Origin of the sequence: Streptomyces blattellae (genome assembly GCF_009709555.1) — a bacterium.
Taxonomy (GTDB): domain Bacteria; phylum Actinomycetota; class Actinomycetes; order Streptomycetales; family Streptomycetaceae; genus Streptomyces; species Streptomyces blattellae.
In genome coordinates this window covers 1-18,419 of sequence record NZ_WJBG01000203.1, presented here as the reverse complement: position 1 = coordinate 18,419, position 18,419 = coordinate 1, and the positions used below count along the sequence as shown (strand labels likewise).

General features: G+C 69.7%; 12 protein-coding genes and 2 pseudogenes. 5 read left to right on the top strand and 9 right to left on the bottom strand.

Going from position 1 to position 18,419, the window contains the following annotated elements:
* Nucleotides 1–104 precede the first annotated feature (104 nt).
* The 7 genes and pseudogenes from GFH49_RS27480 to GFH49_RS27450 all read right to left on the bottom strand — a co-directional run bounded on the left by GFH49_RS27480 (nucleotide 105) and on the right by GFH49_RS27450 (nucleotide 7,785).
* On the bottom strand, nucleotides 105–1,079 hold the full coding sequence (locus GFH49_RS27480; protein WP_155058749.1) for a PAC2 family protein: 975 nt from the start codon (nucleotides 1,077–1,079) through the stop codon (nucleotides 105–107).
* Nucleotides 1,080–1,217: 138 nt separating this feature from the next.
* A complete protein-coding gene (locus tag GFH49_RS27475; protein WP_155058748.1) occupies nucleotides 1,218–1,889 on the bottom strand; it encodes a FadR/GntR family transcriptional regulator in 672 nt (223 codons plus the stop codon).
* Between the two features lie 141 nt (nucleotides 1,890–2,030).
* Nucleotides 2,031–2,171, bottom strand: a pseudogene (locus tag GFH49_RS27470) (phospholipase A2); the annotation flags it as partial.
* A 295-nt stretch (nucleotides 2,172–2,466) separates the two neighbouring features.
* The gene (locus GFH49_RS27465; protein WP_155058747.1) at nucleotides 2,467–4,083 is read right to left on the bottom strand and encodes a glycerol-3-phosphate dehydrogenase/oxidase; all 1,617 of its coding nucleotides are present in this window, start codon (nucleotides 4,081–4,083) and stop codon (nucleotides 2,467–2,469) included.
* 180 nt (nucleotides 4,084–4,263) lie between these two features.
* Nucleotides 4,264–5,802, bottom strand: a complete 1,539-nt coding sequence (gene glpK, locus GFH49_RS27460; RefSeq protein WP_155058746.1) for a glycerol kinase GlpK — start codon at nucleotides 5,800–5,802, stop codon at nucleotides 4,264–4,266.
* 76 nt (nucleotides 5,803–5,878) lie between these two features.
* Nucleotides 5,879–6,673 carry an MIP/aquaporin family protein gene (locus tag GFH49_RS27455; protein WP_155058745.1) on the bottom strand — a complete coding sequence of 265 codons (795 nt, stop codon included), beginning with the start codon at nucleotides 6,671–6,673 and terminating at the stop codon, nucleotides 5,879–5,881.
* 347 nt (nucleotides 6,674–7,020) lie between these two features.
* Nucleotides 7,021–7,785, bottom strand: coding sequence for an IclR family transcriptional regulator (locus GFH49_RS27450; protein ID WP_155058744.1), 765 nt, complete (start codon nucleotides 7,783–7,785; stop codon nucleotides 7,021–7,023).
* A gap of 305 nt (nucleotides 7,786–8,090) precedes the next feature.
* Here GFH49_RS27450 and metH point away from each other — a divergent pair, with 305 nt between their 5' ends.
* The 4 genes from metH (at nucleotide 8,091) to GFH49_RS27430 (ending at nucleotide 16,058) form a co-directional block, all read left to right on the top strand.
* Complete coding sequence (gene metH, locus GFH49_RS27445) at nucleotides 8,091–11,603, top strand: methionine synthase (RefSeq protein WP_155058743.1); 3,513 nt, start codon at nucleotides 8,091–8,093, stop codon at nucleotides 11,601–11,603.
* Between the two features lie 152 nt (nucleotides 11,604–11,755).
* Nucleotides 11,756–12,457, top strand: coding sequence for an HAD family hydrolase (locus GFH49_RS27440; protein WP_155058742.1), 702 nt, complete (start codon nucleotides 11,756–11,758; stop codon nucleotides 12,455–12,457).
* Nucleotides 12,458–12,801: 344 nt separating this feature from the next.
* Nucleotides 12,802–14,409 (top strand): ABC transporter substrate-binding protein, encoded by a 1,608-nt coding sequence (locus GFH49_RS27435; RefSeq protein ID WP_155058741.1) that lies wholly within the window; start codon nucleotides 12,802–12,804, stop codon nucleotides 14,407–14,409.
* 68 nt (nucleotides 14,410–14,477) lie between these two features.
* Entirely contained in the window at nucleotides 14,478–16,058 is a 1,581-nt protein-coding gene (locus GFH49_RS27430) for an ABC transporter substrate-binding protein (protein ID WP_155058740.1), read from the top strand.
* Nucleotides 16,059–16,130: 72 nt separating this feature from the next.
* Here the strand turns inward: GFH49_RS27430 and GFH49_RS27425 are convergent, their stop codons facing one another.
* Together GFH49_RS27425 and GFH49_RS27420 are read right to left on the bottom strand one after the other, a co-directional pair.
* The gene (locus tag GFH49_RS27425; protein WP_030946450.1) at nucleotides 16,131–16,802 is read right to left on the bottom strand and encodes a response regulator; all 672 of its coding nucleotides are present in this window, start codon (nucleotides 16,800–16,802) and stop codon (nucleotides 16,131–16,133) included.
* Between the two features lie 15 nt (nucleotides 16,803–16,817).
* Nucleotides 16,818–17,864, bottom strand: coding sequence for a RecB family exonuclease (locus GFH49_RS27420; protein WP_155058739.1), 1,047 nt, complete (start codon nucleotides 17,862–17,864; stop codon nucleotides 16,818–16,820).
* A 174-nt stretch (nucleotides 17,865–18,038) separates the two neighbouring features.
* Here GFH49_RS27420 and GFH49_RS40455 point away from each other — a divergent pair.
* Nucleotides 18,039–18,419 (top strand): annotated as a pseudogene (locus GFH49_RS40455) (hypothetical protein); the annotation flags it as partial.

Here is an 18,419-nt window from a genome sequence, read left to right as displayed (position 1 = left end):
AGAGCGGGGGCGGTACGCCTGAACCGTGCCGCCCCCGATTCGCCTCAGTCCCCGCCTCAGCCCTCGCCTCAGTTTTCGGATCAGTCCTCGGATCAGTCCTCGGATCAGTCCTCGGACGAATCCTCGTCGTCGGCGCCCGGCTTCGAGGGTTTCGGCGGCTTCGCACGACCGCCGGGGTTGTCGCCCCGGTCCTTCAGGAACGGCGTGCCCTCCCCGCCGTCCGTGGCGTGACCGCCCGGCGTGTCCCGGCGCCGCAGATACCGCTCGAACTCGCGGGCGATCGCCTCGCCCGACGCCTCCGGCAGCTCGGCGGTGTCCCGGGCCTCCTCCAGCGTCTGCACGTACTCGGCGACCTCGGTGTCCTCGGCGGCCAGCTGGTCCACGCCCACCTGCCAGGCGCGCGCGTCCTCGGGCAGCTCGCCCAGCGGGATGCGTACGTCGATCAGGTCCTCCAGGCGGTTGAGGAGGGCCAGCGTCGCCTTCGGGTTGGGCGGCTGCGACACGTAGTGCGGGACGGCCGCCCACAGCGACACCGCCGGTACGCCGGCGTGCGTGCACGCCTCCTGGAGGACGCCGACGATGCCCGTGGGGCCCTCGTACTTGGTCTCCTCCAGGTCCATCCGCTGGGCCAGGTCGGCGTCGGACGTGGTCCCGCTGATCGGGACCGGACGCGTGTGCGGGGTGTCACCGAGCAGGGCGCCCAGGATGACCACCATTTCGACGCCCAGCTCGTGTGCGAAGCCGAGCAGCTCGTTGCAGAACGAGCGCCACCGCATGGACGGTTCGATTCCGCGGACGAGTACGAGATCGCGGGGCTTGTCACCGCCGATCCGCACCACCGACAACCTTGTCGTCGGCCACGTGATCTTGCGCACGCCGGCGTCCATCCACACGGTGGGGCGGTTCACCTGGAAGTCGTAGTAGTCCTCGGCGTCCAGCGCCGCGAACACCTCGCCCTTCCACTCCCTGTCCAGATGCGCGACCGCGGTGGAGGCGGCGTCGCCGGCATCGTTCCAGCCCTCGAACGCGGCCACCATGACCGGGTCGATCAGCTCGGGAACCCCCTCGAGCTCGATCACCCAGTGCCTCCTTCCGACGTACCCTCGCGTACGCCCCAACCTTACGGCGTCCGGCAGGGGCCTCCGCAGCCCCCTTGCACGGGGGAGTGAACGCATCACTGCCCTGTTCGCCACCCCGAAACACCCTGGAGCCGCCACTCACAGGGTGGACCGCAGCCACTGCTCCACGCTCGCGATGTGCACCGTCGCCCACGACCTGGCCGCCTCCGCGTCCCGGTCGCGCAGGGCGGCGAGGATCATGCGGTGTTCGTGCAGGGTGCGGCTGACCGCGTCCTCCTGGGTCAGGCCGCGCCAGATGCGGGCCCGGGTGGTGGGACCGGAGAGGCCGTCGAGGAGCGAGCAGAGCACGGAGTTGCCGGAGCTCTGCACGATGCCGCGGTGGAAGTCCAGGTCACAGGCGACCAGTTCCTCGACCGACGGCGCGTCGCCGAGCTTGTCCAACTGGGCCGCGAGCGCGTCCAGTTGCTGCTCGCTGACCCGCGAGGCCGCCATCGCCGTCGCGGCCGGCTCCAGGATGCGGCGTACGGCCAGGAACTCCAGGACGGTGTCGTCGCGGTGGAAGTCGACGACGAAGCTCAGTGCCTCCAGGAGGAGTTGCGGGTCGAGGCTGGTGACGTACGTGCCGTCCCCCTGGCGCACGTCCAGGATGCGGATCAGGGACAGAGCGCGCACGGCCTCCCGCAGGGAGTTGCGGGACAGCCCCAGTTCGGAGGCGAGTTCGCTCTCCTTGGGCAGCCGGTCGCCCGGGCGCAGCGCGCCGGAGACGATCATGCCCTTGATCTTTTCGATCGCCTCGTCGGTGACTGCCATGGCCGGCCTCCCTTTTCGCCCCACAACGTGCTGAGACATCCGATGTCTCAGCACATTATGCTGCCTGCTCAGGCGAGTGCCTCCAAGTCGGCGACGGGCAGGGTGGGGGTACCGCACCGGGCCCCTGGTAGACGACGGCTGTCAGCCGAGGGCCCGCACGGCCTGGTAGTAGACGCGCTTGAGGTCCTCGTAGAAGGCGCTGTCGAGGCGGGACTTGTTGGCGTCGAACTGGCCCGCGGCCTTGTAGCTGCGGTAGCCGAAGTCGTGCCGGGAGGGAGATAGGAACATGAACCGGACGGAACCGGCGAGGAGTTGAGCACGCCGAAGGGGCGGCTCCGCCGAGGAGTTGGGCACGCCGAAGGGGCGGCTCCGCCGAGGAGTTGGGCACGCCGAAGGGGCGGATCCGCCGAGGAGTTGGGCACGCCGAAGGGGCGGCTCCGCCGAGGAGTTGGGCACGCCGAAGGGGCGGNTCCGCCGAGGAGTTGGGCACGCCGAAGGGGCGGCTCCGCCGAGGAGTTGGGCACGCCGAAGGGGCGGCTCCGCCGACGCGGAGCCGCCCCTTGCGTCCACCTCTCGGCTACTTCCTGTCGAGCAGGTCCTGGACCTTCGCGCGGACCTCGTCCGTGGCCAGCCCGCGGATCGTCAACGTCGTACGCCGCCGCAGCACATCGTCCGCCGTCTCCGCCCACTCGTTGTCCCGCGCGTACACGACCTGCGCCCAGATCTCCGGCGCGTCCGGATGCACCCGCTCGCCCAGCTCGGGGTTCTCGTTCGCCAGACGGGCGATGTCGAGGGCCAGGGACCCGTAGTGCGTCGCCAGGTGCTTCGCCGTGTCCGCGCCCATCCGCGGCCCCGGCGCCGGCCGGTCCACCAGCAGCCGGTGCGCGATCGCCCGCGGATTGGCCACGCCCGGCAGCGGCAGCTTCTTCGGCAGCGAGGCGATCGGCTCGAAGCCGTCGCCCAGCGGGTGCCCCGGAAGCGCCTCCAGCTTCCGCATCACCGTGCGGCCGATGTGCCGGAAGGTCGTCCACTTGCCGCCCGCGACGGACAGCATCCCGCCCCGGCCCTCGGTCACGACGGTCTCGCGCTTGGCCTTGGCGGTGTCGCCGGGGCCGCCCGGCAGTACCCGCAGGCCAGCGAAGGCGTACGTGATGAGGTCACGGCCGAGCTGCTGGTCGCGGATCGAGAACGCGGCCTCGTCGAGGATCTGGGCTATGTCCTTGTCGTTCACGGACACATCCGCCGGCTCGCCCTCGAACTCCTCGTCCGTCGTACCGAGCAGCAGCATGTCCTCCCAGGGGAGGGCGAAGGTGATCCGGTACTTGTCGATCGGGGTCGCCAGAGCGGCCTTCCACGGCGAGGTCCGCTTCAGGACCAGATGCGCGCCCTTCGACAGCCGGATGGACGGCGCCGCGTCGGGGTCCTCCATGCGGCGCAGGTGGTCGACCCAGGGGCCGGTCGCGTTCAGCACCAGACGGGCGCTGACGCCGAACTCGTCGCCGGACAGCCGGTCCTTCAGCTCCGCGCCCGTCACCCGGCCCTTGGTGAAGCGCAGCCCGGTCACCTCGGCGTGGTTGAGGACGACCGCGCCCGCCTCGGTGGCCGCGCGGACCGTCATCAGCGCCATGCGCGCGTCGTTCATCTGGTCGTCGCCGTACACGGCCACGGCCTTGAGGTTCTCGGTGCGCAGTTCCGGCACGTCCGCTTGCGCCTTGGCGGGTGAGAGCAGATGGCCGACGCCGTCGCCGAAGGCGGAGAGCGCCGAGTACGCGAACACGCCCGCGCCCAGCTTGGCCGCCCCGTGCGGCCCGCCCTTGTACACGGGGAGGTAGAAGGTGAGCGGGTTCGCCAGGTGGGGGGCGACCTGGCGGGAGACCGCACGGCGCTCGAAGTGGTTCTCCGCCACCAGCCTCACCGCGCCGGTCTGCAGATAACGCAGGCCGCCGTGGAGCAGCTTGGAGGAGGCGGAGGAGGTGGCACCGGCGAAGTCGCCGGCGTCGACCAGCGCCACCCTGAGCCCGGACTGCGCGGCGTGCCAGGCGGTGGAGATGCCCAGGATGCCGCCGCCGATCACGAGAAGGTCGTACGACGCCCTGGCGAGCTGCTCCCGGGTCTCGGCTCGGCTCGGGTTGGAGCCGGAGGCCGGGCGGGTACCCAGGGCAGGCACGGACTGCAGGGTGGACTGACTGGTCATGTGGGGTTCTTACTCCTCATCAGAGCTGACTGATCAAAGCCGACTGATAAGAGCCGACTGACAAGAGCCGACTGACAAGAGCCGACTGACAAGAGCCGACTGATAAGAGCCGACTGATAAGAGCCGACTGATAAGAGCCGACTGACAAGAGCCGACTGTGCCGTCAAAGGGGCTTTGCGCTCAGCTCTCGTCCTCGATCCAGCCCATGGTCCGCTCGACGGCCTTGAGCCAGCTCTTGTACTCACGGTCGCGGGTCTCCGCGTCCATCCGGGGGGTCCACTCGGCGGCCCGCCGCCAGTTGGCGCGCAGCTCGTCGGTGCTGGACCAGAAGCCGACGGCGAGACCGGCGGCGTAGGCGGCGCCGAGGCAGGTGGTCTCGGCGACCATCGGGCGCACCACGGGGGCGTCCAGGAAGTCCGCGAGGGTCTGCATCAGCAGGTTGTTGGAGGTCATGCCGCCGTCGACCTTGAGGGCCACCAGCTCGTCACCGGAGTCCTTGACCATGGCGTCGGCGATCTCCCGGGTCTGCCAGGCGGTGGCCTCCAGGACGGCGCGCGCGAGGTGCGCCTTGGTGACGTACCGGGTCAGACCGGCGATCACACCGCGGGCGTCGGAACGCCAGTGCGGGGCGAACAGGCCGGAGAAGGCCGGCACGAAGTAGGCGCCGCCGTTGTCGTCGACCGAGAGCGCGAGCGTCTCGATCTCGGCGGCGGTGGAGATCAGGCCCATCTGGTCGCGCATCCACTGCACCAGCGAGCCGGTGACGGCGATCGAGCCCTCCAGGGCGTAGATCGTCGGCTGGTCACCGATCTTGTAGCCGACGGTGGTCAGCAGGCCCGCGTACGAGTTGATGATCTTGTCACCGGTGTTCATCACCATGAAGGTGCCGGTGCCGTACGTCGACTTGACCTCGCCCTCGGAGAAACAGGTCTGGCCGAACAGGGCCGCCTGCTGGTCGCCGAGCGCGGACGCGACCGGGATGCCGCCGAGCAGGTCGCCCAGCTTGCCGCCCTTGATCTCGCCGTAGATCTCGGAGGAGGAGCGGATCTCGGGGAGGATCTGCAGCGGCACGCCGATGGACTCGGCGATCTTCTGGTCCCACTCCATGGTGTGCAGGTTCATCAGCAGGGTGCGGGAGGCGTTGGTGACGTCGGTGACGTGGTGGCCGCCGTGCACACCGCCGGTCAGGTTCCAGATGACCCAGGTGTCCATGGTGCCGAAGAGGATGTCGCCGGCCTCGGCGCGCTCCTTGAGGCCCTCGACGTTGTCCAGCAGCCAGCGGGCCTTCGGGCCGGCGAAGTAGGACGCGAGCGGCAGGCCGGTCTCGCGGCGGAAGCGGTCCTGGCCGACGTTGCGGCCGAGCTCCTTGCAGAGCGCGTCGGTACGGGTGTCCTGCCAGACGATGGCGTTGTGGACGGGCTCACCGGTGTTCCTGTCCCACAGCACGGTCGTCTCGCGCTGGTTGGTGATGCCGATGGCCTTGATGTCGTCGCGGGTGATGCCGGCCTTCTCGACGGCCCCGGCGACGACCTCCTGGACGTTGGTCCAGATCTCGGTGGCGTCGTGTTCCACCCAGCCCGGCTTCGGGAAGATCTGCTCGTGCTCCTTCTGGTCGACGGAGACGATACGGCCGTCCCGGTCGAAGACGATGCAGCGGCTGGAGGTGGTGCCCTGGTCGATGGCGGCGATGAACGGGCCGGCGTGCGCGTCGGTCGTCACTGTGTGCTCCTGGGGGGTCCGTAGGGAGGTGGCTGTCTGTACGGCGCGATGCTGATCGGGCTCCAAGCGATCGAGCTCAAGCGAAAGCGACGTTGTAGATGCCTGCCGCGATGGCGCCGCCGACCAGCGGGCCGACCACCGGGATCCAGGCGTAACCCCAGTCGGAGCCGCCCTTGTTGGGCAGGGGCAGGAGGGCGTGCGTGATGCGCGGGCCGAGGTCACGGGCCGGGTTGATCGCGTAGCCGGTCGGGCCGCCGAGGGACAAGCCGATCGAGACGACCACCAGCGCGGTGACCAGGGCGCCCAGCGTGCCGAGGCCGTCACCGTCGGCGTTCAGGCCCTGGGTGAGGATGGCCAGCACCAGGACGACGGTGCCGATGATCTCCGTGGCGAGGTTCTGCCACACCACCCGGATCTCCGGGCCGGTGGAGAAGACGCCCAGCACCGGTCCGGCCCCCTTCTCGCGGGCCTCGACGGCCTTGGCGGTGGTGGCCTGCGCGCCCGGACCGCCGACGATCTCCCGGTCGGTGAGGTGCGCGTGGAACTGGCCGTAGTAGGCGATCCACACCAGCGCCGCGCCGATCATCGCGCCGAGCAGCTGTCCGCCCCAATAGGTCGGAACGTTGCTCCAGTCGTCGTCCTTGATCGCGAGCGCGAGCGTCACGGCCGGGTTGAGGTGGGCGCCGGAGAGCGGCGCGGAGGTGTACACGGCGGTCAGTACGGCGAAACCCCACCCGAAGGTGATGGCGAGCCAGCCGGCGTTACGGGCTTTGGAGGCCTTGAGCGTGACGGCGGCGCAGACGCCACCGCCCAGCAGGATGAGTATGGCGGTACCGATGGTCTCGCCGATGAAGATGTCGGAGCTGGACACCCGCGACTCCTTTGTCCTTCGTCCAGGGGGAGAGCTGCCGGCCCTTGGCGTCCTCATACTGTAACGCCTATTGCCGGTCGGTGTTCGACAATGTCGACCGATGGACGGGAGTCTCGCTCCGGCGTTGCAGGTGCGTCAAGGGTTCTGTTGTCGAAACCGCGATCGTTATTGATCGCCGTGAGCTGTCGATCGGGCCGTCGAAGCGGCGGCATGCCAAACCATGACAACGCCTTACAAGGCATGACAACAACCGGAGCGCCCGATGGTGCACCGGTTTGCCGGTGTACGGCGGCGGAACCGCCCGTGCCTTCTGGCGTTTTCCTGCTTCGCCGCGGTCGACGCGGCGCTCAGAACCGCCCGGCGCCCAGATCCCGGGAGACCGCGCGGGCGCAGTCCCGCACCGCCGCGATCAGCTCGGGCCGCACTGCGCCCTCCCGGCACAGCCGCTCCACGGCGCCGGTGACGCCGACCGCGCCGACCGGCATGCGCCGGCGGTCGTGGATGGGGGCCGCGATGGAAGCGACGCCCTCCCAGGTCTCCTCGACGTCCGCCGCGTACCCGCGCGCGCGGGTCACGTCGAGGATCTGCTCGAAGCCGTCGAGTTCGCACACCGTCCGGTCCGTGAACGCCTTGCGGTCGGCCTCCAGCGCCTCGCTGTGCGCGACCGGGTCGTAGGCCGACAGGACCTTGCCCAGGGCCGTGGAGTGCAGCGGCTGCATGGCGCCGATCTCCAGGACCTGCCGGCTGTCGTCGGGCCGGAAGACGTGGTGCACGATCAGCACGCCCTGCTGGTGCAGCACGCCCAGGTGGACGCTCTCGCCGCTGGAGCGGGCCAGGTCGTCCGTCCACACCAGGGCGCGGGCCCGCAGTTCGTGCACGTCCAGGTAGGTGGTGCCCAGGCGCAGCAGCTCGGCGCCCAGCTGGTAGCGCCCGGAGGTGTCGTCCTGCTCGACGAAGCCCTCCTGCTGGAGGGTGCGCAGGATGCCGTGGGCGGTGCCCTTGGCGAGGCCCAGGGACGAGGCGATGTCCGACAGGCCGAGCCGGCGCTCGCCGCCCGCGAGCAGCCGCAGCATCGCGGCCGCCCGTTCGAGCGACTGGATGTTCCGTGCCATCGCCGTCCTGCCTCCGTTCCCTTCGACCGTCGACCCGCGACGTCCGCTGCCGCTGTTCGGCAATGCCGAACACTACCGGTCCATGCCGACCCGCCGCCAATGGTCTGCGAGAACCTGTCGCGGCACTCGTCCCGTGCCGTATCCGCACTCGTATCCCGCCGGAGGCCCGCCCGTCATCTCCGTCCGTCCCGTGGACCGTCTGAACATCCCGCCCCGGACCCGGCTACGCTGGCGGCGTGCGCCTGCCGTGGAACGTCCCGCGGGGGCGCAAAGCCGACAGCCGTCGCACCACAGGGAGCCCTTTCATGGCCTCGTCGCCGCTGACCCCTTCCGCCGACAGCCGGACCCGTGTGTCCGCGCTCCGTGAGGCGCTCGCCACCCGTGTGGTGGTCGCCGACGGGGCGATGGGCACGATGCTGCAGGCCCAGGACCCGACCCTGGAGGACTTCGAGAATCTTGAGGGCTGCAACGAGATTCTGAACGTCACCCGACCCGACATCGTCCGCTCCGTCCACGACGCGTACTTCGCGGTGGGCGTCGACTGCGTCGAGACCAACACCTTCGGCGCCAACCACACGGCCGCGGCGGAGTACGACATCGCCGACCGGGTGCACGAGCTGTCGGAGGCGGGCGCCCGTATCGCCCGCGAAACCGCCGACGAGTACGCCGCCCGCGACGGCCGCCCCCGCTGGGTCCTCGGCTCGGTCGGCCCCGGCACCAAGCTGCCCACCCTCGGCCACGTCGGCTACCGCGCCATCCGCGACGGCTACCAGGCCAACGCCGAAGGCCTGCTGGCCGGCGGCGCGGACGCGCTGATCATCGAGACCACCCAGGACCTGCTGCAGACCAAGGCCTCCGTGCTGGGCGCCCGCCGAGCCCTGGACGCGACCGGCGCCGACGTACCCCTGCTGGTGTCGATGGCGTTCGAGACGACCGGCACCATGCTGCTGGGCTCCGAGATCGGCGCCGCGCTCACCGCGCTGGAGCCGCTCGGCATCGACATGATCGGCCTGAACTGCTCCACCGGCCCCGCCGAGATGAGCGAGCACCTGCGCTACCTGACCCGGCACTCCCGCATCCCGCTGCTGTGCATGCCGAACGCCGGCCTGCCGGTCCTCACCAAGGACGGCGCGCACTTCCCGCTGGACGCCGAAGGCCTCGCGGACGCCCAGGAGAACTTCGTCCGCGACTACGGCCTCTCCCTCATCGGCGGCTGCTGCGGTACGACGCCGGAGCATCTGCGCCAGGTCGTCGACCGCGTCCGCGACCTCACCCCCACCACGCGCGACCCCCGTCCCGAGCCCGGCGCCGCCTCCCTGTACCAGACGGTGCCGTTCCGGCAGGACACCGCGTACATGGCGATCGGCGAGCGCACGAACGCCAACGGCTCCAAGAAGTTCCGCGAGGCCATGCTGGACGCCCGCTGGGACGACTGCGTGGAGATGGCCCGGGAGCAGATCCGCGAGGGCGCGCACATGCTCGACCTGTGCGTGGACTACGTCGGCCGCGACGGCGTCGCCGACATGGAGGAGCTGGCCGGCCGGTTCGCCACCGCCTCCACCCTGCCGGTCGTGCTGGACTCCACCGAGGTGGACGTGATCCAGGCCGGGCTGGAGAAGCTCGGCGGCCGCGCGGTGATCAACTCGGTGAACTACGAGGACGGCGACGGCCCCGAGTCCCGCTTCGCGAAGGTCACCCGGTTGGCCCAGGAGCACGGCGCCGCGCTGATCGCGCTCACCATCGACGAGGAGGGCCAGGCCCGTACCCCTCAGAAGAAGGTCGAGATCGCCGAACGGCTGATCGACGATCTGACCGGCAACTGGGGCATCCACGAGTCGGACATCCTCATCGACACCCTGACCTTCACCATCTGCACCGGCCAGGAGGAGTCCCGGAGGGACGGCATCGCCACCGTCGAGGCGATCCGCGAGCTCAAGCGCCGCCATCCGGACGTACAGACCACGCTGGGCCTGTCGAACATCTCCTTCGGCCTGAACCCGGCCGCCCGGATCCTGCTGAACTCCGTCTTCCTGGACGAGTGCGTGAAGGCGGGCCTGGACTCGGCGATCGTGCACGCCTCCAAGATCCTGCCGATCGCCCGCTTCAGCGAGGAAGAGGTCACCACCGCCCTCGACCTGATCCACGACCGCCGCGCCGAGGGCTACGACCCGCTGCAGAAGCTGATGGCCCTGTTCGAGGGCGCCACCGCCAAGTCCCTGAAGGCGGGCAAGGCCGAGGAACTGGCCGCGCTGCCGCTGGAGGAGCGGCTCAAGCGCCGCATCATCGACGGCGAGCGCAACGGCCTGGAGGCCGACCTCGACGAGGCACTCCAGACCCGGCCCGCGCTGGACATCGTCAACGTGATCCTGCTGGACGGCATGAAGGTCGTCGGTGAGCTGTTCGGCTCCGGGCAGATGCAGCTGCCGTTCGTACTCCAGTCCGCCGAGGTCATGAAGGCCGCCGTCGCCCACCTCGAACCGCACATGGAGAAGTCGGACGCGGAGGGCAAGGGCACCATCGTGCTGGCCACCGTGCGCGGCGACGTGCACGACATCGGCAAGAACCTGGTCGACATCATCCTGTCCAACAACGGCTACAACGTGGTCAACCTCGGCATCAAGCAGCCGGTGTCCGCGATCCTGGAGGCCGCCGACGAGCACCGGGCCGACGTCATCGGCATGTCGGGACTCCTGGTGAAGTCCACGGTGATCATGAAGGAGAACCTGGAGGAGCTCAACTCCCGCGGCCTGGCGGCGGATTACCCGGTCATCCTCGGCGGCGCCGCACTCACCCGCGCCTACGTCGAGCAGGATCTGCACGAGCTGTACGAGGGCGAAGTCCGCTACGCCCGCGACGCGTTCGAGGGCCTGCGGCTGATGGACGCGCTGATCGGAGTCAAGCGGGGCGTGCCCGGTGCGAAGCTGCCCGAGCTGAAGCAGCGCCGGGTGCGGGCGGCCACGGTCCAGGTCGAGGAGCGCCCGCAGGAGGGGCACGTCCGCTCCGACGTCGCCATCGACAACCCGGTGCCCACGCCGCCGTTCTGGGGCACCCGCGTCATCAAGGGCATCCAGCTCAAGGAGTACGCCTCCTGGCTGGACGAGGGCGCTCTCTTCAAGGGCCAGTGGGGCCTGAAGGAGGCCCGCACCGGGGACGGGCCGACATACCAGGAACTCGTCGAGAGCGAGGGCCGCCCGCGGCTGCGCGGGCTGCTGGACAAGCTGCAGACCGAGAACCTGCTGGAAGCGGCCGTCGTCTACGGCTACTTCCCCTGCGTGTCCAAGGACGACGACCTGATCATCCTGGACGACGCCGGCCACGAGCGCACCCGCTTCACCTTCCCACGCCAGCGCCGCGGCAGGCACCTGTGCCTGGCCGACTTCTTCCGCCCGGAGGAGTCCGGCGAGACCGACGTCGTAGGCCTCCAGGTGGTCACCGTGGGCTCGCGGATCGGCGAGGAGACCGCGAAGCTGTTCGCGTCCGACTCCTACCGCGACTACCTCGAACTGCACGGCCTGTCCGTGCAGTTGGCCGAGGCGCTCGCCGAGTACTGGCACGCGCGCGTGCGGTCCGAGCTGGGCTTCGCCGGTGAGGACCCCGCCGAGATCGAGGACATGTTCGCCCTGAAGTACCGAGGCGCCCGCTTCTCCCTCGGCTACGGCGCCTGCCCCGACCTGGAGGACCGTGCCAAGATCGCCGAGCTGCTGGAGCCGGAGCGCATCGGCGTCCAGCTCTCCGAGGAGTTCCAGCTGCACCCGGAGCAGTCCACGGACGCCATCGTGATCCACCACCCGGAGGCGAAGTACTTCAACGCCCGGTGACGGGGCGGCGCCCCACCCGCTGACCTGCGGATACAGACGTCCTCAAGGACGAGCGGGCACGCTGATCGAAGAAGACGTAGACTGGTCGGTCCACCGCAGGCCGGTTCCCTTTCCGGGAACCGGCCTGATCGTCCCTCAAGGAGGTAGGCCGGATGACCAGCACGGTCCCCGCGCTCGGAACCCGAACGGCCGAAGGCTCGGCACTTCAGGCCGTGCTCCTCGACATGGACGGCACCCTGGTGGACACCGAGGGCTTCTGGTGGGATGTCGAGGTCGAGATCTTCGCCGGCCTCGGCCACGCCCTCGACGACTCCTGGCGCCATGTCGTGGTCGGCGGTCCGATGAGCCGCAGCGCGGGGTTCCTGATCGAGGCCACCGGCGCCGACATCACCCTCGCCGAGCTGAGCGTCCTGCTCAATCAGGGCTTCGAGGACCGTATCGACCGTGCCCTGCCGCTGATGCCGGGCGCCGCCCGGCTGCTGGGCGAGCTGTCGGCGTACGAGATTCCGACCGCCCTGGTCTCCGCTTCGCACCGGCGCATCATCGACCGGGTGCTCGGCTCGCTCGGCGCCCACCACTTCGCCCTGACGGTCGCCGGGGACGAGGTGCGGCGCACCAAGCCGGATCCGGAGCCGTACTTGTTCGCGGCGGCCGGGCTCGGCGTGGATCCGGCGAGATGCGCGGTCATCGAGGACACCGCGACCGGTGTGGCGGCGGCCGAGGCCGCCGGCTGCCAGGTGGTGGCCGTGCCCTCGGTGGCGGCCATCGCCCCGGCAGCCCGGCGCACCGTCGTGGCCTCGCTGGAAGAAGTCGATCTGGCATTTCTGCACGGTCTGATGACGGAATTGCGGTAGGCGCCGGATTCCCGCCCTCGCAGAGACCGTTTCAGGATGTGACCTTGCCCACTGTGTACGAGGTCGACAGTGGCCTAGACCTGTGACGGCCGCTCCCGATTTGGCGACTGCGGCGGGACCTTGTGTCCCGATTGATGGGAAGCTGCACGAATCCTTCCCTCATCGGGTTTTCAGTGCGTCCACAGCTGGTGTCACTGCGTGATGCGCCTCAACTCCAGGCGCCGTCAACCCCTGCGCAGGTGCGGACTAATCTCGTCGCGAGAACCTCGCTACTACCCCCGTGACCCGCGGCGACACCCCTGCATGCCGGGTACACGGACTCACAGCTCTGGAGAACCTCGAGCATGAACCGCAAGACCTTGGTGCTGCCGGCCGTCATCGGCCTGCTCGCCCCGGCGCTCGCCGCTTGCGGCGGATCGGGCAGCGGCAGCGGCAGCGGTGACGCGATCGCCGTCGGCACCACCGACCGGTTCAGCGCCTCGACGGACGCCCCCGCGCCCCTCGACCCGGCATACGCGTACGACGTCGGCACCTGGAACGTTCTGCGCCAGACCGTGCAGACCCTGATGATCCAGCCCCGCGGCGAGGGCGACCCGGTGCCCGAGGCCGCCGAACAGTGCGGCTTCACCGACACCGGCAACGAGCGCTACGTCTGCACCCTCCGCGAAGGCCTCACCTTCGCGGACGGTGATCCCATCACGGCGGCCGACGTGAAGTACTCCATCGACCGCGCCCGGTCGATCAAGGCCGACAGCGGTGTGTTCGCGCTGCTGTCCACCATCGACACCGTCGAAACGAAGGGCGACCGCGAGGTGATCTTCCACCTCAAGACCGCCGACGCCACCTTCCCGTTCAAGCTGTCGACGCCCGTCGCCGGCATCGTCAACCCCGACGACTACGAGAAGAACAAGCTGCGCGACGGCTTCGCGGTCGACGGCTCGGGACCGTACACCCTCAAGTCCGAGGTCAAGGACGATCAGCTGGTCAAGGCCGTGTTCACCAAGAACCCCCACTACAAGGGGACGTTGAAGGTGAACAACGACAAGGTCGAACTGCGCTCCTTCGCCGACGCCGGCGAGATGGGCACCGCGCTCGACGACGGCGACATCGACCTGATGACACGCACCATGTCGCCGAAGCAGATCGACAAGCTCTCGGGCGCCGCCGCGGGTGCCGACGAGGACCTCGTCGAGATGCCCGGCCTGGAAATCCGCTACCTCGCCTTCAACACCGACGCCCCGACAGTGAAGACCAAGGCCGTGCGCCAGGCGATGGCCCAGATCGTCGACCGCGCCGCGCTGGTCTCCCAGGTCTACGGCGACCAGGCGGAGCCCCTCTACTCGCTGGTCCCGGCGAGCATCACCGGCCACTCCAACTCGTTCTTCAACAAGTACGGCGACCCGAACGCGGCCAAGGCCAAGGACATGCTGGCCGAGGCCGGCATCACCACTCCGGTGAAGCTGACCCTCCACTACACCACCGACCACTACGGCTCGGCCACCAAGGACGAATTCGAGCTGCTCCAGAAGCAGCTGAACGGCAGCGGACTGTTCGACGTCCAGATCGAGGGCACCCGCTGGGACACCTTCCGCCCGGCCGAGCAGAAGGGCGAGTACGACGTCTACGGCATGGGCTGGTTCCCGGACTTCCCGGACGCCGACAACTACCTCGCGCCGTTCCTCGACAAGGACAACTTCCTCGGCTCGCCCTACGCCAACAGCCAGATCCGCAGCGCGCTGATCCCGCAGTCGCGCCGGGAGGCCGACCGGCTGTCCGCAGCCAAGAGCCTGACGGAGATCCAGGACATCGTCGCCGACGACGTGCCCGTGCTGCCGCTGTGGCAGGGCAAGCAGTACGTCGCCGCCCGCGACGACATCACAGGCACCGCCTACGCCCTCAACTCCTCCTCCACGCTTCAGCTGTGGGAGCTCGGCCGCGGCGTGAGCGGCTGACAACTCCCGCGCCCGGGGTCTTCGGACGACGGCCCCGTAATTCGGAACCGACGACAAGGCACCTGCACGTGAATATGCGTAACCAGTGGCCGGTCCTGCCGATCGTGGCGGGACTGGCCTCCGGCCTGCTGACCGGCTGCGGAACGGACGACGGGGACTCGGGGAGCGGTGGCTCCTCCGTGGTCATGGGGATGTCCGACGACGTCCTGGCCACCGACCCCGCCTCCGGCTACGACCCCGGCTCCTGGCTGCTGTTCAACAACGTCTTCCAGTCGCTGTTGAGCTTCCCCAAGGGAGCCACCGAACCGCAGCCCGAGGCGGCCGAGGAGTGCGCCTTCACGGACACCTCGACCCAGGTCTACGAGTGCACGCTCAAGGACGACCTCAAATTCAGCAACGGTGACGCGCTCACCTCGGAGGACGTCAAGTTCTCCTTCGACCGCATGCTGAAGATCAACGACGACGCCGGCCCCGCGATCATGTTCCCCATGCTTGAGAAGGTCGAGACGCCGGACGAGAAGACGGTGGTCTTCCGCCTCAACACCCCGGACGCCACCTTCCCCAGCAAGATCGCCTCCGGCGCCGGCTCCATCGTCGACCACCGGTCCTACGACGCGAGCGGCCTGCGCAAGGACGGCGAAGCGGTCGGCTCCGGCCCGTACAAGCTCGACTCCTTCACCGAGGACGAGGCCGTCTTCTCGGTCAACGAGCACTACAAGGGCACCGCCGAGGTGCAGAACTCCGGCGTCACCCTCAAGTTCTTCCACGGCGACCAGACCGCGCTGAAGACGGCCCTGCTCGACAAGAGGGTCGACATCGCCTACCGAGGCCTCGCCGCGAGCGACATCGCCGACATCGAGAAGGCCGAGCCCGGCTCGGGCGTCGAGATCGTCGACGGCAACAGCGCCGAGGTCCAGCACCTGGTCTTCAACATGGACGACCCGGTCGCCGGACAGCTCGGCGTCCGTAAGGCCATCGCCTACCTGCTCGACCGCGACGCCCTCATCAAGGACGTCTACCAGGACACCGCGACCCCGCTGTACTCGATCATCCCGGCCGGTATCACCGGCCACAACACGGCCTTTTTCGACACCTACGGCGCCCAGCCCTCCAAGGCCAAGGCCGCCGACGCCCTGAGCGCCGACGGCATCACCGAAAAGGTCAAGCTGACCCTCTGGTCGACCCCGTCCCGCTACGGCCCCGCCACCGACGACGAGCTGAAGGCGATCGCCGGCCAACTCAACGCCAGCGGCCTGTTCGACGCCGACGTCCAGTCCGTGCCGTTCGACCAGTACGAGCAGGACATCGCCGACGGCAAGTACGGCGTATACGTGAAGGGCTGGGTGCCGGACTACCCGGACGCCGACAACTTCACCGCCCCCTTCTTCGGCGCCGGCAACGTGCTGGACAACAACTACACCAACAGCAAGATCACGGGCACGCTCATCCCCCGCACCGCGTCCCAGAGCGACCGCGCCGCGACCGACTCCGACTTCGGCCAGCTCCAGGACATCGTCGCCGACGAACTCCCCGTCCTGCCGATCTGGCAGGCCAAGCAGTACGCCGTCACCCGCGACAACGTCTACGGCCTGGAGTACTGCCTCGACGCCTCGACGGTGTTCCGGTTCTGGGAACTCAGCAAGGACTGACGCACCGCGCCACGAACGCCCGAGGGCGCCCCTTCCCGAGAAGGGGCGCCCTCGACGTCGTAACGCGCCCGGCTACTGCGCTCCCGGGCGCACCAGCCCGCTCTCGTACGCGTACACCGCGGCCTGCACCCGGTCACGCAGCCCCAACTTGGTGAGGACGTGCCCGACATGCGTCTTGACCGTGGTCTCGCTGACGAACAGGTCCGCCGCGATCTCCGCGTTCGACAGCCCGCGCGCCACCAGCTTCAGCACCTCCACCTCACGCTCGGTGAGAGTGTGCAGCGTGTCCGGAACGGGCTCGTCGCCCGAGGGCAGATGCGTGGCGTACTTGTCGAGCAGCCGGCGCGTGATGCTCGGCGCGAGCATCGCCTCACCCGCCGCGACCACCCGGATCGCCTGCACCAGCTCATTGGCCGGGGCGTCCTTCAGCAGAAACCCGCTGGCACCCGCCTTGAGCGCCTCCACCACATACTCGTCGAGGTCGAAGGTGGTCAGCACCAGCACCTTCGCCGGCCCGTCCCGCCCCGGCCCGGTGATCTGCCGCGTCGCCTCCACCCCGTCCATCCGCGGCATACGGATGTCCATCAGAACCACATCGGGCTGCAGGGCCCGCACCTGGTCGAGAGCCTGAAGGCCGTCTCCGGCCTCGCCGACGACCGCGATGTCCTGCTCGGCCTCCAGGATCATCCGGAAGCCGGTACGCAGCAGCGGCTGGTCGTCGACCAGTAGGACGCGGATGGCCACCTAAAGTCTCCTTCGCTAGTCCGGCCCCATTCTGCCCTGCTCGCCGCCGCCCGACTCCGCCGCCCTGACCGGCAGCGGATAGGGCGGCGGAGTACCTCCGAATTCCGGACATACCGCCTGGTGGTCGCACCAGCCGCACAGCTTCGTCGGCCGCGGCCGCCAGTCACCCGTCTCCGTCGCCAGCCGGATCGCCTCCCACAGCGCCAGCAACTTGCGCTCCACCCGCTCCAGATCGGCGAGGACCGGGTCGTACGTCAGCACATCACCGCTGCCGAGATAGACCAACTGCAGCCGCCGCGGCACGACCTTCTTCAACCGCCACACCACCAGCGCGTAGAACTTCATCTGGAACAGCGCACCCTCGGCGTACTCGGGCCGGGGCGCCTTGCCCGTCTTGTAGTCGACGATCCGCACCTCACCGGTCGGCGCCACATCCACCCGGTCGATGATCCCGCGCAGCCTGAGCCCCGACTCCAACTCCGCCTCGACGAACAGCTCCCGCTCGGCCGGCTCCAGCCGCGTCGGATCCTCCAGCGTGAACCAGCGCTCCACCAGCCGCTCCGCCTCACCCAGCCAGCGTGCCAGCCGCTCGCCCTCCGGATCGTCCGCGAACAGCTCCACCACCTCCGGCCGGCTCTCCCGCAGCCGCTCCCACTGCCCCGGCACCAGCGCCTTCGCCCGCGGCGCCGTACGCTCCGCGGCCGGGGCGTCGAACAGCCGCTCCAGCACCGCATGCACCAACGTGCCCCGCGTCGCCGCCTCACTCGGTTTCTCGGGCAGCCGGTCGATCACTCGCAGCCGGTACAGCAGCGGGCACTGCATGAAGTCACTCGCGCGCGAAGGGGAGAGGGAAACCGGGGGCGCGGCCTGGCGCGGGGACGGGAGGGCGGACGATCCGCCGGCCGACCCGGCCGACCCGGCCGACCCGGCCGACCCGGCCGACGCGGAAACGGGCGGATCGGCCTGCGGCCGACCATGCGGTATGGCCGTGACCGCCGCCTCGGCCGCCGCCGTCATACCGTCGCTGTGGGCCTGCGCCGCGCCCTCGGTGCTCGTCTCCATGACCACAGACCATACGGCCCGCCACTGACAGTGACCCCGCCACGGTCACGACCGGTGCGACGGCAGCGCGAACACAGGGGGTGCCGGGGCGGAACACGTCCCGACGGCCGCATACCATCGACCCGAGACCTTCCGCCCGGCAGGCGCGGGAGACGCTGCGAACGAGGGGACACCGTGGACGAGAGCGGCGGGAACGGGCAGCCGCGGTCCGGCAACGAGGAGCCGACCGAGCCCAGGCGGGGTCGTACGACCCCGGCCACGGACCCCGCACGCCCCGACCCGACCGACGCACAGGCCACAGAGACACGGCACTCGGCCACCCCCTCCACCGACGACCAGGACACGCGGCCCACAGCCACGGAACCCAGCACGCCCGCAGCCCCCGAAACCACGCCCACCGCCCCCAGCGACACCCCCCAACCGGGCACCCCACCCCCGCCTCCGCCCGGCGACAGCCCGACGGGCCCCCTGCCCAGCACCTCCACCGGCGACGCCCAACCGGGCACCCCGCCTGCGGCTGCCAACGACGAGGGGGACACCGGAACCCGGCCCTCG

Bases quoted from the DNA above. Each gene is read 5' to 3' on its own strand.
- GFH49_RS27475 (WP_155058748.1), bottom strand. From the start codon at position 1,889: ATGGCAGTCACCGACGAGGCGATCGAAAAGATCAAGGGCATGATCGTC.
- GFH49_RS27465 (WP_155058747.1), bottom strand. From the start codon at position 4,083: ATGACCAGTCAGTCCACCCTGCAGTCCGTGCCTGCCCTGGGTACCCGC.
- GFH49_RS27450 (WP_155058744.1), bottom strand. From the start codon at position 7,785: ATGGCACGGAACATCCAGTCGCTCGAACGGGCGGCCGCGATGCTGCGG.
- metH (WP_155058743.1), top strand. From the start codon at position 8,091: ATGGCCTCGTCGCCGCTGACCCCTTCCGCCGACAGCCGGACCCGTGTG.
- GFH49_RS27440 (WP_155058742.1), top strand. From the start codon at position 11,756: ATGACCAGCACGGTCCCCGCGCTCGGAACCCGAACGGCCGAAGGCTCG.
- GFH49_RS27435 (WP_155058741.1), top strand. From the start codon at position 12,802: ATGAACCGCAAGACCTTGGTGCTGCCGGCCGTCATCGGCCTGCTCGCC.
- GFH49_RS27420 (WP_155058739.1), bottom strand. From the start codon at position 17,864: ATGGAGACGAGCACCGAGGGCGCGGCGCAGGCCCACAGCGACGGTATG.